General features: G+C 54.7%; 13 protein-coding genes and 1 riboswitch. Of the genes, 8 read left to right on the forward strand and 5 right to left on the reverse strand.

Annotated elements, in window-relative coordinates; all coding sequences use genetic code 11:
- Positions 1-168 precede the first annotated feature (168 nt).
- A riboswitch (M-box (ykoK) riboswitch) is annotated at positions 169-337 on the reverse strand.
- 503 nt (positions 338-840) lie between these two features.
- The 6 genes from CAUR_RS02335 (at position 841) to murI (ending at position 6,943) form a co-directional block, all read left to right on the forward strand.
- Complete coding sequence (locus CAUR_RS02335) at positions 841-1,251, forward strand: anti-sigma regulatory factor (RefSeq protein ID WP_012256363.1); 411 nt, start codon at positions 841-843, stop codon at positions 1,249-1,251.
- A 9-nt stretch (positions 1,252-1,260) separates the two neighbouring features.
- The gene (locus CAUR_RS02340; protein ID WP_012256364.1) at positions 1,261-1,839 is read left to right on the forward strand and encodes a SpoIIE family protein phosphatase; all 579 of its coding nucleotides are present in this window, start codon (positions 1,261-1,263) and stop codon (positions 1,837-1,839) included.
- Positions 1,840-1,860: 21 nt separating this feature from the next.
- Complete coding sequence (locus CAUR_RS02345) at positions 1,861-4,497, forward strand: GAF domain-containing protein (protein ID WP_012256365.1); 2,637 nt, start codon at positions 1,861-1,863, stop codon at positions 4,495-4,497.
- An 88-nt stretch (positions 4,498-4,585) separates the two neighbouring features.
- Positions 4,586-5,338 carry a gamma-glutamyl-gamma-aminobutyrate hydrolase family protein gene (locus CAUR_RS02350; protein ID WP_012256366.1) on the forward strand — a complete coding sequence of 251 codons (753 nt, stop codon included), beginning with the start codon at positions 4,586-4,588 and terminating at the stop codon, positions 5,336-5,338.
- A gap of 15 nt (positions 5,339-5,353) precedes the next feature.
- Positions 5,354-6,121 carry a gamma-glutamyl-gamma-aminobutyrate hydrolase family protein gene (locus CAUR_RS02355; protein WP_012256367.1) on the forward strand — a complete coding sequence of 256 codons (768 nt, stop codon included), beginning with the start codon at positions 5,354-5,356 and terminating at the stop codon, positions 6,119-6,121.
- 33 nt (positions 6,122-6,154) lie between these two features.
- Positions 6,155-6,943 (forward strand): glutamate racemase, encoded by a 789-nt coding sequence (gene murI, locus CAUR_RS02360; protein WP_012256368.1) that lies wholly within the window; start codon positions 6,155-6,157, stop codon positions 6,941-6,943.
- A 68-nt stretch (positions 6,944-7,011) separates the two neighbouring features.
- Here the strand turns inward: murI and CAUR_RS02365 are convergent, their stop codons facing one another.
- The 3 genes from CAUR_RS02365 to CAUR_RS02370 form a co-directional block, all read right to left on the reverse strand.
- On the reverse strand, positions 7,012-9,051 hold the full coding sequence (locus tag CAUR_RS02365) for a VanW family protein (RefSeq protein ID WP_012256369.1): 2,040 nt from the start codon (positions 9,049-9,051) through the stop codon (positions 7,012-7,014).
- Positions 9,052-9,264: 213 nt separating this feature from the next.
- Positions 9,265-10,053 (reverse strand): response regulator, encoded by a 789-nt coding sequence (locus tag CAUR_RS21405; RefSeq protein WP_012256370.1) that lies wholly within the window; start codon positions 10,051-10,053, stop codon positions 9,265-9,267.
- A gap of 6 nt (positions 10,054-10,059) precedes the next feature.
- Positions 10,060-11,853 (reverse strand): GAF domain-containing sensor histidine kinase, encoded by a 1,794-nt coding sequence (locus CAUR_RS02370; RefSeq protein WP_012256371.1) that lies wholly within the window; start codon positions 11,851-11,853, stop codon positions 10,060-10,062.
- A gap of 142 nt (positions 11,854-11,995) precedes the next feature.
- On the opposite strand from CAUR_RS02370, the gene CAUR_RS02375 reads away from it, so the two are divergent.
- Both CAUR_RS02375 and glmS read left to right on the forward strand, forming a co-directional pair.
- Positions 11,996-12,559, forward strand: coding sequence for a disulfide bond formation protein B (locus tag CAUR_RS02375; protein ID WP_012256372.1), 564 nt, complete (start codon positions 11,996-11,998; stop codon positions 12,557-12,559).
- Between the two features lie 477 nt (positions 12,560-13,036).
- Entirely contained in the window at positions 13,037-14,899 is a 1,863-nt protein-coding gene (gene glmS / locus CAUR_RS02380; protein WP_012256373.1) for a glutamine--fructose-6-phosphate transaminase (isomerizing), read from the forward strand.
- 304 nt (positions 14,900-15,203) lie between these two features.
- Here glmS and CAUR_RS02385 read toward each other — a convergent pair whose 3' ends face one another.
- A complete protein-coding gene (locus CAUR_RS02385) occupies positions 15,204-16,577 on the reverse strand; it encodes a DUF4129 domain-containing protein (protein WP_012256374.1) in 1,374 nt (457 codons plus the stop codon).
- Between the two features lie 115 nt (positions 16,578-16,692).
- Positions 16,693-16,857: a 50S ribosomal protein L33 gene (rpmG, locus tag CAUR_RS02390; protein WP_012256375.1), complete on the reverse strand. Its 165-nt coding sequence runs from the start codon at positions 16,855-16,857 to the stop codon at positions 16,693-16,695.
- Positions 16,858-16,869 lie beyond the last annotated feature (12 nt).

The following is a 16,869-nucleotide window of genomic DNA, read 5'->3' on the forward strand; positions in this document are numbered from 1 at the left end:
GGAGCAAGTGCTGCTGTGAGGTGCTACACACAGGGTAAGCGTCGTCTGATGAGGAGGTTTGTTGCGGCATTACGCCACCGCCAACGGTGACTACCACCTTCTTCCATATGAACCTCCTAAGAAATAAATGCCCCTCCAGTAGGAATAGGAGGGGCAATGCATATCTCATTTGCTCCCTCTTCGGTTGAGCTTAAGCCCGCATACAACGTAGTAGCAGCGCTACAGTTGCTTTAGCATAACCCTTAAGCCGAGCTATACTGTATACCCCTAAGCGTCTTTCGACGGGTCGGAGCAGCAACCTGTGTTTGTATGCAGACCGCGCCTACCAAGGAGCGAAACGTAACAAATCCTTGCGTAGTATACGTCTCGATCTAATAATTGTCAATACCTTATTTTGTTTTTGAGAACCAGGCTTTCTTCGGCGGAATCCCGGTAGGTTTGGGGATGTAGATTACGAACACAGCTTCGTGATAGTCCTGCAAGTAGTTGAGATAAGCCAGGTATTTCCAGTCCCTCTCTATCAGTCTATTCTTCCATAACTGCTCAGTTGGGTTGAATGTGGGACTTTGGGTCGGTAGGCAAAGAAGTGCAATGTTTTGAGCGATATGGAGCACCCTGGTAAGCGCGTTACTCGTTCGAGAAGCAGGACACGAAAGGTATCGGGGTAGTGTGTAACAGCAAATTTAACATCATCCGGCAACTCTACCTCTCCCTGTTATCTGCAACACACTCCGTTTATACTGGCAGATCTGACAGCTATGGAATTTGGACTTAACTCTCGCAGCCTGACACCCAACCCGGTCACATCCAATTAATGTCCTTCAGGTATAATGTGAGAGTATGGAATCGACAACGTTTCGCATCCAGCGAGAAGCAGATGTCTACGTTGCGCTGAGCAGTGGTCGTCGCCTGGCTACTGAATTACAGTTTAGCGAAACCGACCGCACCCGCATCGAGATCTGTATTCTCGAACTGGCTCACAATCTGATACGACACGCCGGTGGCGGCGAGATGACGATCACTGTGCTGCGACGCGACGATCAGACGGCAGGGATCGCAATCGAAGCCCGCGATAACGGCCCCGGTATTCCTGATATTGAGCTGGCTCTGCAGGATGGTTACAGCACGACCCATTCGCTCGGTGCCGGTCTACCTGGCGTGCGTCGGTTAATGGATGATTTTCACATCCAATCAACACCAGGTCTTGGAACAACAGTACGTGCAGTGAAGTGGCGGACAACACGCCGATAATGAGGAACTATGAAACTCTCGTGGGGAGCAGCGCTGCGCCCAAAAGCAGGCCAACACATCAGCGGCGACGCTTATCTGGTCTTACCCTATGCTGACAATCAACTGTTAGCTGCCGTTATTGATGGACTTGGCGGTGGCGAGGCGGCTGCTGAAGCAGCCCAGCGCGCTGTTGCCGTTCTGGAACGATATCCAACGCTTGAATTAACCGAGTTGATGCGCCAGGCTGACCGGGCACTTGTCGGTAGCCGTGGCGCGGTGATGGCGCTACTTCGTCTCAATGCCGATCAACATACTGCCGAATTTGTGGGTGTTGGGAACGTTGGCGCGCAGGTGTATAGCGATCTGCTGATAAAACCTATCTCAAAAAACGGGATTGTCGGTTATCGCCTGCCACAACTCCTGCGCCTGAGTTATACCTACAATTCTGGCGATACCTTCGTTTTATACAGTGACGGTATATCAAGTCGCTTTACTACCGAGATGCCGCCTGATTTACATCAGTCACCACAACACATTGCCGATGAGATTCTGCATCGCTTTGGCAAGGATAGCGATGATGCAACTGTGGTTGTGGTACGCAGTGAATAACGGAAATTACCGACTCAGCCTATGAATCCCACACTCAGTCAATGGCTGCACACCCGGCAGACAGCTATCCTCGACAACTGGCCAGATCGAAACGAAGCCATGACAGGACACGTGGTTATCCAACCACGTCTGGAAACGCAACGCCTGGTGTCAGCCCTGATTGCTGCGGCTGAGGGGAATGAGTTGCCACTGCGTGACCTGTTCAGTGAGTGGATTGCGGCTGAAACGGACGTTGGTCTGCCGGTCATGGTGCGGAACTTCCAAAACCTGCACCGCACTATTCGGGCTTCACTTATCCAGGACACATCCAGTCTGACGCTTATCGATGATCTGGCCGATCTGTTTGATCAGGCGATTGCGATACTGGTTGAACTCTGGACTGAACACACCAGCCAGCTCATTCACGAACGTGAATTCATTGCCGCCAGCCTCGATGCTGCTTCAGCAGCAGCCGATCAGCGAGCACTGCAACTGAAGGCACTCAACGACATTTCTCAACGTCTCTCTGCGACACTCGACCGCGACACCTTGATTGAAATTGTCATCGATAGCCTTCATCGCCTCACTGAAGCGCATCACGCCGCTCTCTGGCTGGTCGATGATAAACAGCGGATCAGGGTTGTTGCCAGTCGTGGGAGTGATGATGGCCCGCCAGTTGGTTACATTTTGCCGGATGCTAATCCAACTGTTCAGGCTGCATTTCATAAAGGTGTTTTCTGGCCTGCTCTTCCTGCCGACAATATGCAGGAGTGGATGATTGCCGGGTGTAGCGTGCTGATTATTCCAATGACTGGCGGCGAGCGTTTGATTGGTGCCGTAACCCTGCAGGAACTTCACAATCCGCTCGATCTACGCTTTATGCAAGACCTGGCCCAAAGCATCGCCAGCCAGGCAGCGATTGCACTGCAAAATGCCGAACTCTATCACACCATTCGCACGCTCAATGCCGATCTCGAGCAGCGTGTCATCGAGCGCACCCGTGAACTTGAAGAAGAGAAGGATCGGCTGGCCACCCTCCACGCAATTGCGGCACAGGTAAACCAGACCCTCGATCTGGATCAAATCCTCAATAACTCGTTGACGATGCTGGCCCGCATTGTGCAGGCCGAACATGCATCGATTCTACTCACTGAAGAGGATAATCCCAGCCTGCTGGTCACACGCGCTATTCTGGGAACGAAGGTCTCACCCGACAATACAGTACGCTTTGCCATTGGGCAGGGCATTGCCGGTTGGGCAGCTCAGCACGGCCAGACCGTGCTTGTCCCTGATGTTGCTGAAGATGAGCGCTGGGTCACGATCCCCGGCAGCAGCCGTAAGCGCGAGGGATCGATGATCGCTGTACCGCTCTTCGTGCAGGGTGAGGTGATTGGGGTCATGACTCTCTCCCATTCCCAGACCCACTTTTTCCACGAAGGCCATGTACGGCTGCTCAATGCCTGTGCCGGTGCGATTGCGATTGGAATCAATAATGCCAATCTCTTCCGCATGATTAGCACCGAAGCTGAACGTCGTTATGAGCTACTTGATCGCCAGCAGAAAGAGACCAGTCAGATTGCGGCTATCTTGCAAAGCCTGCTCGATGGCGTGATCGTGTGCGACCTGTACGGTGGCGTGATTAGCATTAATCCGGCAGCCAGCCGTATTCTGCACCGACCGCTCGAAGAGTTGCTACTCTGGAATCTGCGCGATGTCATTCAACGTTACCTAGGGAGTCATGCGGCTGAACTACCATTGGACGATTTACTGCGGCGGCCTTTGTCTGTCAATGGTGAAGCACGCACCTTCACGACAACAGCTATTGTCGGCGGCAAGACGGTCAACTTCTCGCTCAGTCCGGTACTCAAGGAAAATGATGAGCTGCTCGGTGCACTGCTGGTGTTGCGCGATATTACGCGCGAAGTGGAAGCCGACCGGATGAAGAACGAGTTTATCGGCACAATGTCGCACGAACTACGCACACCGATGACGGCCATCAAGGGATTCACTCAGTTACTGGCCATGGGTGGCCTTGGTCAGCTCAACGACACTCAACGCGAGTTCGTGAACACCATCTACAGTAATACCGAGCGTATGATTAACCTGATCAATGATGTGCTTGAGATTACCAAGATCGAGTCAGGCAGTATTGATCTTGAATGGCGTTCACTGCATCTCGCTGAGGCATTGAGCGGAGTAATTGCTGAGTTGCAACCGCAGATCACCCAGCACCGCCATCAACTGACGATCTCAATCCCACCGGGATTGCCCCTGATTAGAGCAGATGCGATGCGGTTGCATCAGATTCTGTACCACGTGTTGCTGAATGCGGTGAAGTACACCCCAGCCGGTGGCTCGATCACGATTGCTGCCCGTGAAGTGATGAACATTGATATTCCAGAACCGATTCGCAGTACCCTGAGTGATAATCGTCGCTATCTTTTGCTCAGCATCAGCGATACCGGTGTTGGTATTCGCCCCGAAGACCTGCCTCGTATCTTTGATCGGTTCTTCCGCGGTGAAAACTTGCTCAAAGTAGAAGCCGGCGGTACCGGCCTTGGCCTGTCTATTGTCAAACCCCTCGTCGAATTACTCGGCGGTCGGATCTGGGTCGAGAGTACGGTCGGTGTCGGTAGCACCTTCTCGATTATTATGCCGATTGCCGGTGAACATGCCTGATCCGTCTGCTGACTGAGGGCATTATGGCAGAGTATGCTATAATGCGCACTCATAACATCGACATAACCTCACTACGGAGGAAGCACAAATGACGCCTCTGATTGGAATATCATGCGGCACCTTCCGTGATCGCGACTGGTGCCCGCCATCTTATGGACATCGCCAAACTTATGTTGACGCCGTGTTGCAGGCAGGTGGAGCGCCGATCTTGATCCCACCACTCCTCGATAGTGCAACACTACGGACGATCTACGACCGCCTGGATGGATTGCTCCTCGCCGGCGGTGGCGATATTTCACCAAATCACTATGGTGATCAACCACACGAGCGCCTTGGTGCGATTGACCCCCCGCGTGATCTGATGGAATTACGGCTGGCACGCTGGGCGGCTGCCGATGGTAAACCTCTGCTCGGTATCTGCCGGGGTGTGCAGTTGATTAATGTTGCCCTTGGTGGTTCACTCTACCAGGACATTCCTTCACAACTCGATACAGCCATCGATCATAACCTCTCGTATGCGCGTGAAGACTGGACATACATGGCCCATTCGATCACGATAGCCGCCGACTCCCGGTTGGCACAGGCACTGGGGACAACGAACTTGATGATCAATTCGCTGCACCATCAAGCGGTGCGGCGGGTTGCTCCCGGCTTGCGTGCCGTTGCCTGGGCACCGGATGGGGTGATTGAAGCTCTGGAGGGTGATAGCCAGCACTTTATTGTTGGCGTACAGTGCCATCCTGAAGCCCTTCAGGCTACGGTTGATCCACGCTGGCAAGGTCTTTTTGCGGCATTTGTCCAAAGCTGTAGCGATACGCACCGGCAGAGTCGTGCTGCCTGATCACCGTGAGGCTGTATGAACAATCAGTATCGTCCGCTTATCGGTATTACGACCATGCATAGTGGTACCAGCGCCGATGGTCGCGAATTGCAGGCGGTGCGTCCGACCTATCTGCGGGCCATCGAGGCGGCTGGCGGTATCCCACTCATCATCTATCTGACCGATGATATGAGTGCAGTGCGGCGATTGTACGACCTGTGTGATGGTATTTTGTTGCCCGGTGGTGATGATGTTGATCCGGCCTATTATGACGAGCCGCCCCATCCGAAGCTCGGTGCGGTAGATCGCCAGCGTGATGCGGTCGAGATTGCGCTGGCGCGTTGGGCACATGCCGAACGTAAACCGTTACTGGGTATTTGTCGTGGGCTGCAAGTCATCAACGTGGCTCTGGGTGGATCACTCTACCAGGATATACCTTCGCAGCTTGCCACCACCATCGATCATCGAGCGAATACCCGTACCAGAGCCTGGACAGAACTGACCCATTCCTTACACATTCTCGCCGACTCGCGACTGGCTACCGTTCTGCACACGACCGACATCGGCTGCAACACCATGCACCATCAAGCGATCAAGCAGCTCGCTCCTGGTCTGCGTGCGGTTGCCAGTGCACCTGATGGTATTATCGAGGCATTTGAAGCGCTCGATGACCATTACTTGCTGGCCGTACAATGCCATCCGGAACATCTTTGGGATAGCAGTGAACCACGCTGGCAGGCACTGTTTGCCGATTTCGTCAACACGTGCCGTGAACGAGCGACGAATGCGCATCAGGCTTCCTGACGTGAATAATCACCTACAGTATCATCTCCTGGTATGATTGGCATCTTCGATTCAGGATTAGGCGGGCTATCGGTTATGCGTGCTATTCACGAACGATTGCCCGACACCGATCTGCTCTACCTGGCCGATAGTGCCTACTGTCCGTATGGCCCACGTCCATTATCGGAAATTCGCGACCGGGCGCTGGCGTGTGGGCGCTGGCTGGTCGATCAGGGTGCCCGCATTGTCGTGGTAGCCTGTAATACGGCAACGGCAGCAGCCATTGAGCTGCTCCGGCGTGAGCTACCGGTACCGGTGGTCGGCATGGAGCCGGGGGTCAAGCCGGCAGTGGCTGCGACCCGAAACGGAAAAGTCGCAGTTCTGGCAACCAGCGGCACACTCGCCAGTGATCGTTTTCGTTCACTCGTGCAGGCCTATGCGGCTGGGGTTGAAGTTTATCCTCTGGCGTGCCCCGATCTCGTAGCGCAGGTTGAAGCCGGTGAATTGCAGAGTGATCAAACCCGAAACCTGATTGAGCAGCATCTGGCGACGGTGCCAGAGGTTGATGTGATCGTGTTGGGATGCACACACTTTCCCCCACTCAAGCCATTGATAGCGACATGTGCCGGATCGCACGTGACCGTTATCGATACCGGCCCCGCAGTTGCCGCTCAGACCGAGCGGATTGCCCGACAGATCAATGTACCCGCCGGTAGCGGTACCATCCGTTGTGCCACAACAGGCGATCCACAACTCGTAGCACCGGCTCTGTACAATGTCTGGGGTGCTCCGCTGCCGCTGGTGGGAGTACAAATTGACTCAGCGGTTGTAGTACACGAATAATTATAATTATTATTGGTAAACGTGTAAAGGAATAAACTGGGGCAGGCTAGAAGCCTGCCCCACACAATTCACCCTGTCGCATCTGTCGGCGGTTCGACCGGTGGCTGTTCCACCGGTATCGGTTCTGCCGGTGGCGGTGTCGGCGTCGGCAATGGTTTACCATCAGGGCCGAGATCGGCGGGATTGTACTCAAAAATATCCGGCCAGGGCTTGAAGCGCGTCACGAACTCACGGCGCTCGATCTCTTTACCGTCAGGCCCAAGTACAATGCGGGTGAAAAGGATATCCATTCCACCGCGTGCTTTATCGCTCTGCCGTGGCTGGCCTACCGGACGCTCAGGAACCGCAACGTAGACCGGCTCGGTCGGTGGCGGTGTGCGATTGGTGATCACCGGCCCTTCTAACAGTACCTTCCGTCCGGTCTCAGGACCGTAGAGCCGCACTTCGGCCAGATTCCGCCGCGTATCAACCATTGTCTGCATCAAAATCCAACCACCGGTGTCGTTGAGAAACTTCAGGTCAGGGCCACCGGTGAAGATAGTGGCATCCATACCGGGGCCATCACCGTATGGACCAAACCCATAGCGGTCGTACCAGCTAATATAAAATGAATGCCCCCAACGCTCGGTAATCGGCAAACCGGCCCAGAATGCAGCACGAAAGACAGTTGTGCTATCCTGGCAAATCCCACCACCCCACTCTAACTGAGTACGATTCTGAATGATGGCATAACCTTCAACAAAGCCATTTGAGCTATCGATGCGACCAATCGTCTGATTGAATGAAAACTCTTCACCGGGTGGAATGAGAATACCGTGCAACAAGCGCATGCCGGCCTGGATATTGGTTACACGGTAGGGTGCCGAACCGGTGAAATCGCTGCGGCCAACTCCAAGCAGAGTCGTAATGCCCAACTGATCGAGGTTGTCAGCCGTGACCGGTGGTGGTATCTCGCGGAAGTTTACCGTTACCGTGCGTTGATCCGCCGGTTTGTTCAATGCTTCGAGCACCGCATTCAGCGCCTGCGCTTCGTCGATTCGTTTACCTGGCTTGCCCGGTTGAAAAATCTCTAACTTCCCTTCGTTCCAGTTGAGGCGTGGATAGGTACCCTTGACTTCAGTTGAATCGCCGAGCGCGATCAACTTTTCCATCACCATATCATGATCAACGCTCACCTCCAGCCGGTCGCCCATCGGATCGGAAATCCGCTCAACGCGAATCATCCGCGCTAGTTCATCGAGCGACCAGACAAACGGACGATTATCAACCAGCAGTGTTACCGGCCCTGCCAGGAGAGCTGCGATCTGATCCTGGGCGAGGAATGCTGCATCATCACGAAGTGATGGCTCAAGGGCACGAGTACGCAATGCGACTGTATCAGGATTCAAATCCTGAATTGCAGACAATATCTCTTGCAATGTCTCAGCCACAAGCACCTGCCGCCCCACTGCACTCGGTGCTACTTCCACCGTCGTGCCGTGTAACATCAGATGGGCATCACGTGCCGGTTGTTCAACCTCTGCCACCCTGGCTAGCAGATAGCGTTGCATCGCATCTTGATCGATAGAGAGGCGCAAGGGAATATCAATCCCATATTGCCAGACCGCACTCATCTGCTGGAGATCGGTAAAGAGGTTCGCACTCCGCCCTACCGCCAGCGCTGCATCGAGTGCCTCGTCAATTTCAAGTGCAACACCCAACTCAGCAAGCGTTGGCGTCCAGGAACGACCACTGTAGGTTAGCACAACCGGCTGAGCCAGAAAAGGCGCAAAGCTGGCCTCAATCGCCGCTCGTGCTTCCTCACGGGTCATATTTCCAACCGCAACGCCTCGCACCGTCACATTGGGAAGAATCCGTCCGGCATACGAGCGATCAAGGAACACCATGCCTGTACCAACAATCGCCAGGCCAGACAATACAACTAACAGCAACCACCACCATCCACGGGATACCTTGCGTCGGGTACGCCGGCCTGTGCCACGCTGCACTGCCGGAGGATGAACCACTTGATCCGGCCAGTCAACAGCACCGGGCAATGATGGTGAAAACACCTCACCGTCGGTGCGCTCGTGAGTTGGATTGAAAGGCTGCGAATGCTGAACCGACACCAAAACCCTCCTTGCCACCTGTAAATTTGTCTGACAACCTAATATACTCTTGTCAATGGGGGATGTCAATAAAACAAAGCTGACAAATTGCTTGCTTTTGGCGGTTATACCAATGTGAACGTCGACAGAGCTTCAGCGGCATAACCATCGGTAGCTGAAAATTAAACCCGCACCCGGATGCTCGTGCGAGCTGAAACGTGCGCGGCATGATAACTATGTGTCCATTGAGTGAGAGGGGGGTGTTTCTTTGTGAACAGTATTCTCCAGCAACCTGCGCACCAACGCCAGTAATTCACTGGCGCGAAAGGGTTTTTGCAACGTAGCCATTACCGGCACGTCCACCAGATTCTCTGCCTGCACCGCATAACCACTGACCAGTGCCAGCGGAATATGTGGATGCATTGCCGCAATCTGGCGACAGACCTCATAGCCATGCATATCGGCAAGTGTAATATCGATCAGCGCACAGGCTACAGGATGATCACTGATCGCTCGAATCGCATCATTGCCATTGTGAAATGCCAGCACACGATAACCAGCACGAACCAGGATGCGTTCGATGAGTGCCCGTACTTCAGGGTTGTCGTCAATGACAAGAATGTAAGATTCCGCGCTCGTTGGTGATGGAACAGGTAACATTTCAGTCGTTACGGACGACATCACCGGTATCCAAACGGTAAAGGTACTTCCCTGACCGGGTTGACTATCAACTTCCAGGCCACCACCGTACCGCTGCACAATGTGCAGGACGCTGGCTAAACCCAGACCATGACCATACGGTTTGGTAGTAAAAAACGGCTCAAATATACGCTGACGAATAACGGGATCGATACCCTCCCCGTTATCACGAACCTCCAGGATAGCATACTGACCGGGCAGCAAATGGTGCTGTCGTATCAACCGACTCTGCATTCTGGCTGTCACCACACACAGACCGGTTTGGACACAAATCTCACCCCTCTGATCCGGCAACGCCTCAGCGGCATTGATCACCAGATTCATCAATACCTACCGTATATGTACCGGATCCGCCAGCACAGCAGGGAGACTCGGTTCTAACCCAATGCGAATGTGCACATGAGGGCCAAGCGAGGATTGTAGCAGAGAGATAGTTTCCTGAATGAGGTGATTGAGATCAACCGGTTGCAGCGCCGTCTGCCGACCGGTAGCAAACGATAGTAATTCGCGGACTAAATCACCGGCCTGATGGGCAGCCTCGATGAGATGGTGAATATGCTGATCGGCAGGGTTTCCCGTCGGATAGATTGTTTGTAACGCATTGGCATGCGCGACGACCATGCTGAGCAGATTGTTGAAATCGTGCGCAATACCTCCGGCCATGATTGCCATACTCTCAAAGCGTTCGAGCGCCTGAAGGCGCTGCTCATCACGCACCAACGCCCAGGTCTTTTCCCGCTGATCGGTTAAATCCTGACCAACCAGTAACAACTCCCCGATGGTACCATTCGTTTGTCGCCGACAGGTCACCGTCCACAAGACATAGCATTTTCGCCCATCTACCCAAAACGAGGTTTCAAATGAACGATCCTCCTGACCGGTAATGACTTCGCGTACCAGGGCAGCGAAGAGGGGGCGTTCAGCCTCACTCAGCAGCGTCGTGGCGAACGGGCGACCAATCACATCCTCGCGGGCACGAGCCAGCACTTGGGCTGCCATACGGTTAAATTCGGTGATGCGGAGATCGGGATCGAGGCAGATCACAAGATTACCGGCCAGCTCGATCAGAAGGCGAAAGCGCTCGTTCGTATCGCGTAGGCGCTCGAACAACAACGAGTTGAAGAATGCCACCCCAATCTGATCGGCTAGCAGTGAAAGTAAAAAGAAATCCTCATCGTCTAGCGCCGGATTACCCTGTGACTCGACGATAATGACCCCAACCGGTTCGGCTGTTTCGTAGCGCAACGGTACCGCAATGCACTGCTTTGTATCGGGCATTACCTCCAGAAAATCGGGATCGTGCTGCGCATCACGCACGAATTCAGCCCTCCCGTTGCGCACAACCCGCCCGGCAACCCCTTCGTGCAACTGAATAACCGGTAAGAGGCGGTCATAGCCAACAACTGCCTGTAAGTGCAACGCCTCGTTCTGGAGCAGATACATGCTGACGAGCTGATACCCAAAGACATCGTGCAATTGTTGCACAACCAGCCGACAAATCAGATCGGTTTGCAAGGTTGAATTAATCAGGGCTGCTACCCGCTGTACCATCAGCAGTTGCTCTAACCGGCGTTGAGTGGAACGATACAGCAGAATATTCTCGACTGCCATCGCGATGCGTCGGGCCAGTTCGCAGATCAGGTCGATGTCATTGGGAGTAAAGCGTCGTGATGAGGCATCGGTGATCGTCAAGACCAACGCACCACAGGTCATACCATGCCCGCGCATTGGCACACCGAGAATATGACGTGGCCGGATTTGGCGCAGAATATCGCGGTACAACGGGGAAAATGCCGGATCGTCGTAATATTCGTCGGACAGATCGGCAAGCAAGAGTGGTTGACTGCTATCCAGGACACGAGCCGGTATCGAATGGGGATCGATCAACAATGAGTGTTGAATAAGATGTTCGACGAGGTGCTGGTAGCGAGTATCGGCACAGGCCAGAGCCACCCGGCGTACCTGCTGTCGTTCATCGCGGATAACGATAGCACACAAATCCCCTAGCAGTGGTACTATGTGGCGGGCAACCTGTTGCAGCGCCTCAATGCCATCTAATGAGACGAGTAAGGCGCCGACGTCGGCGAGCAAACGGGTTTGGGTCACAGTCCAACGTCTTGCCATCAGTTGGCTACACTTTCATGATAGCAACCCGCCCGCCAGAAGATAAGTATAGTATACGCTTTTTTAACTATGACTTCAAGCAATCCCTGCTCGTGATACAATACTGCCAGTGAACAAAAACCACATAGCGCGGAGCATAACGATGGATCGTGCGCAATCAATGGAATTAACTGCCACAACATCACCGACCAGCCTGCTCGACTGGCTGACGTTGACGTGTCGGCATATTGCCTTACTGGCAGCAATGCTGGCTACCGTTGGTAGTCTCTTTTTCAGTGAAGTGCTGGGCTGGATTCCCTGTGAGCTGTGCTGGTATCAGCGCATTTTGATGTACCCACTGACAGTTCTCCTCTTCATCGGTATCTGGCGCGATGATCGTAAGGTCTATCTGTACGTGTTACCCCTCTCGCTCACCGGAATTGCGGTTGCGCTGTACCACTACCTGATGGTGATGTTGATTATCCCACCCGCGCCCTGTGCCGGCGCCGTACCCTGCGCGTTTGACTACATTAACATTCCGGGGGTGCTGAGTTTTGTCAAGATTCCATTTCTGGCACTGGTTGCTTTCATCATTATCAGTGTGATGATGGCAAATCTGGCCCTGGCCGAAACTGCGCCAGCACACGGTCGGATGGCGCGCATGATCGCCACGGCCATCGTCCTGGCAACCAGTCTCGCTTTCATCGGTCTCGGTGTGATGATCTGATTGTTAGCGATTATATAAGTAAACTGTCATTAGCAAGTGGCCCGGAGTATGGTATACTCCGGGCACTATGATCAAGATGATAAGGGCTGTGCGGGGGCACGGCCAGGAGGGAACAACGACAGACAATCTGCTTTGAAGCGCATGGACTTCGCGAGGAGCGAAGTTGACGAGGAGGGAGGTTCCCGGCGCGAGCCGGAGCTAACGGGTCTGAACGACCCGGAACATCGAGAGATCAGCGGAAGCCTCCCCGGTGCAGGGCACCACCGATAACAGACAAACCAATACCTGCCGGTGACGGTGAGGGCAACGTTGTCTGTAGTGACCCACCACTATCCATTCCCCCACTGATGACATGAATATTCGCTATGGATGCTGCTCACGGTAGCAGGTCTGGCTGCTGCACTCTGTCGCAGGCGGCGGCTGCCATGGGCTGCTATGGATTGTCTTTGCTTTCTTTACTATGAAGGAGTTTCTGCTATGTGTGGTATTGTGGGCTATATTGGTGGACGTGAGGCGACCGAAGTTGTGCTGAATGGCCTTCAACGATTGGAATATCGGGGTTACGATTCGGCGGGGATCGCTATCTACCATCCAGATGCCGGGTTGCAGTTGCGTCGCAGTGTTGGCAAGCTCATCAATTTGCAACAACGGGTGCAGGCCGATCCACCGCGTGGCCGGGTCGGCATTGGTCATACGCGCTGGGCCACGCATGGTGGCGTCACCGAGCAAAATGCTCACCCCCACCGTGATGCCAGTGGCACGATTGTGGTGATTCAAAATGGGATTGTTGAGAATTATCTAAGCCTGAAGGGGCGTCTGATCGAATTGGGGTACCAGTTTGAGTCGCAGACCGATACTGAAGTGATTGCAAAGCTGATTGGACATTACTATCAAGAGCAGCGTGATCTGGTCGCGGCCACACGTCAGGCGTTGCAGGAACTACGCGGTGGCAATGCGGTTGTCGCCTTTTGTATTCACGAGCCGGACACGCTGGTTGCAGCGCGCCTGGGCAACGCCGGTGGCATCGCGATTGGGCTTGGCGACAACGAACAGTTTATCGCTTCCGATATTCCGGCTATCCTCGATTACACACGCAATCTGATCTTTCTGGAAGACCATGACATTGCCGTTGTCCGGCGTGACGAGGTAACGATTACCCGGCTCGATGGTACACCGGTTACGCGCGCAGTACACAGTATTGCCTGGGACCCCGTGGCGGCAGCGAAAGGTGATTATCGCCACTTTATGCACAAAGAGATCGATGAACAACCACGGGCGCTGATGGATGTGTTGCGCGGACGGATCGATCAGGAGCGTGGTCTGATCACGCTCGAAGACCTCCGCCTCGACGATCAGGACTTACGTCGGGTCCGTCGTATCTACGCTATCGCGTGCGGTACGGCGTGGCACGCCGCCTTGGTGGCGAAGTTTATGATTGAGAATCTGGCACGAGTGCGGGTTGAAGTCGACTATGCCAGCGAGTTCCGCTATCGCCAGCCGATATTGCAGAGCAATGGTGAGCGCGATGCGCTGATTCTTACCTTCACGCAAAGCGGTGAAACAGTCGATACGCTGGCCGGCATGGAAGAGGCACGCAGACAGGGCGTTCCCAGTGTAGCAATCGTTAATGCCATCGGCAGTCAGGCCGCCCGGCTGGCCGATGGCGGCCCGATCTATCTGCACGCCGGGCCAGAAATTGGGGTCGCTTCGACCAAAGCCTTTACCTCGATGCTGGTTGCAGGCTACCTGTTTGCACTACGTCTGGCGCAGGCGCACGGGACACTGACACCGGCCCAGATTCGGGAACATATTCAGGCGCTGGTGGAATTGCCGGGGAAGGCGGCGCAGGTGATCGAGCAAGTCACGCCTGTATGTGTCGAGTTAGCCGAGCGCTACTATCGGGTTGGCAATGCCCTCTTCCTGGGTCGTCAAATCAACTACCCAATCGCGCTCGAAGGCGCGCTCAAACTCAAAGAGATCAGCTACATTCACGCCGAAGGCTACCCGGCAGGCGAAATGAAGCACGGGCCAATTGCCTTGATCGATGAGGGTATGCCGGTTGTCTGCATTGCTACCCGCGACCACATTTACGAAAAGATGATCAGTAACGTCGAACAGGTGCGTGCGCGTCACGGCCAGGTGATTGCAATCGGTCACGAGGGTGATGAGTTGTTGGCGGCAAAGGCGAATCATTTCATCGGGGTACCGGCGACATTACCACTACTCCAACCGGTGTTGAATGTGATACCGTTGCAGATCTTTGCTTATCACGTTGCCGTGTTGCGCGGGTGTGATGTCGATCAGCCGCGTAATCTGGCCAAGAGTGTGACTGTGGAGTAGGCGTTATCGAGAGCACGTTGCCGGATAACACTCCTTCCGCACGCTGCACGATGTGCTTCCGGGTTGCAGCGTGCGGAAGCCGTGCCGCCACACTCCATACAGCGCAGACACGGACGGTTTGGCGGGTGAGAGCATCGGAAGAGGAATGCATTCTGATACGAACCAGCGGCTTGCGCTCCCAGGGCGAAACGGTGCACTCATCCGACATTACGCCAGCTTCGTGGGCTGGCATTCCGGGATCGCATCACTGCTCAGAATACCGAAGAACCATACCGGCGCTGAAGCTACGTCACAGCAGGTACAGTTATTGCGCACGCTGTGATGATAGTGATGTACGCAGTCCCTGTAACGAACGCTCGGCGGCATCAGCTTCATCGGCGTCAACCCCATCTGGTCGATAGCGTGCCCGTTCATACGTCGCGGTCAGATCGATAAATGGCTGCTGGTCGGGCAGCACCGATGAGACGTGTGTACACCATTCGGACGGTGTCTGATCTGGTGGGCGTCGCCAGCCCTGAGCTTCCAGGGCGAGCAGTGCCTGAATATACGCTCGCCGCACACGCGATACCGCGTCTGCCCCTCGCAAGGCAGCCAGTGCGGCTTGCAAGCCGTGCAAGTGTCGCCGGAAGGGACGCCGGAACGAACCAAACAGATCGCGGAGGTCGGCAATCAAACTCTGCCCGATGTCAAGCGACTGACGTTCTTCATCGGTCACCGAACGACGGTGCCGTCGTCGCCAAAGCACGATGATGATAACCAGTGCTACCAGTGGGATCAGTGCCAGCAGGAAGGTTGCCTGTTGGGCAATGGCGACAACTGTCTCTGCAGCAGTATCATCAACCACTGCGGTATCGGGTGTTGGTGGTGGCTCTGGACGGAGATTCATCTGAGCCAGTGCCCGGCCTAATACCCCCAGGAGCGCACGTATCACATCACCAAAGACAACGGTAATGAGATAGACAAGTGCGGCACCGATGAGTGCAAACGGCAAGAGGAGCAGTTGCAAAAGCGCGATCATTCCTTCAAGGGCCAGATCACCGCTCAGGAGAGCGGCTAAACTGAGACCAAGAGCGAGCACGGCACCGATTACGCCCAAAAGCAGAAGACTCCACCTTGCATCCAGTGACTGAGCCTGATCGGATGTCATCTCAACAACGTGGGTCAGCGCCAGCGCAGCAAGACCACTGCCCACGAAGACAATGATGTAGACCAGCAGCAGATCATTACTAACCGCTTCACCTGCGCGCAACAGTGGACCGAGGATGAGTGCCAGTACCGCACCGATCACACCACGTCCGGCCAGGGTCAAAATAGTAGCACTGTCGTGGTCAGCGAGTCGCACACCACGCCAGACCAAAAAGAATGCAACCAGCACTGCCAGGTAGATCGGGCCGCTTTGGGGTTGGCCGGGACGCAACGCTGCGAGCAATGTAAGCGGATCGAGGCCGAACGTCAACCAACTCAGCCAGGCTGCCGCGACTATTGGCGCCAGCACGAGCAGCGAGCGATTAAACGGCCAGCGCAGACGACTCCCGACCTCATCAGCCACCCGTCCCAGCACGACGGCGCTGAATAGCCCCGGCCACGACAAGGCAATGGTCGTCAGCGCCAGGAACGGCAACCCGACAACCGTTGCTTCAAACGCAGCCAGAAATATCGTGCGGAACAGGCGAGTCATGAAAAAACAGATTTCAGATCAGGTGTGGGAAAAGGCGTACCTCAGCAAACCGTAGTGATCGCAACCGGCGCAAAGAAAATACCGGGAGCGGTTATATCGCTCCCGGCTACCTGACTTACTTCGTCTCACGATAGAGCACGTGGCGGCGAACAATCGGATCGTACTTGCGCAACTCGAGACGGCTCGGATCGTTGCGGCGGTTCTTCTCGGTGGTATAGGTGTGACCGCTCTCAGTGCTCTTCAGCTTGATCACGATGCGGTTTCCCTTTTTGCTGGCCATGGCAATTCCTCT

The organism is Chloroflexus aurantiacus J-10-fl (assembly GCF_000018865.1).
GTDB classification, from domain to species: domain Bacteria; phylum Chloroflexota; class Chloroflexia; order Chloroflexales; family Chloroflexaceae; genus Chloroflexus; species Chloroflexus aurantiacus.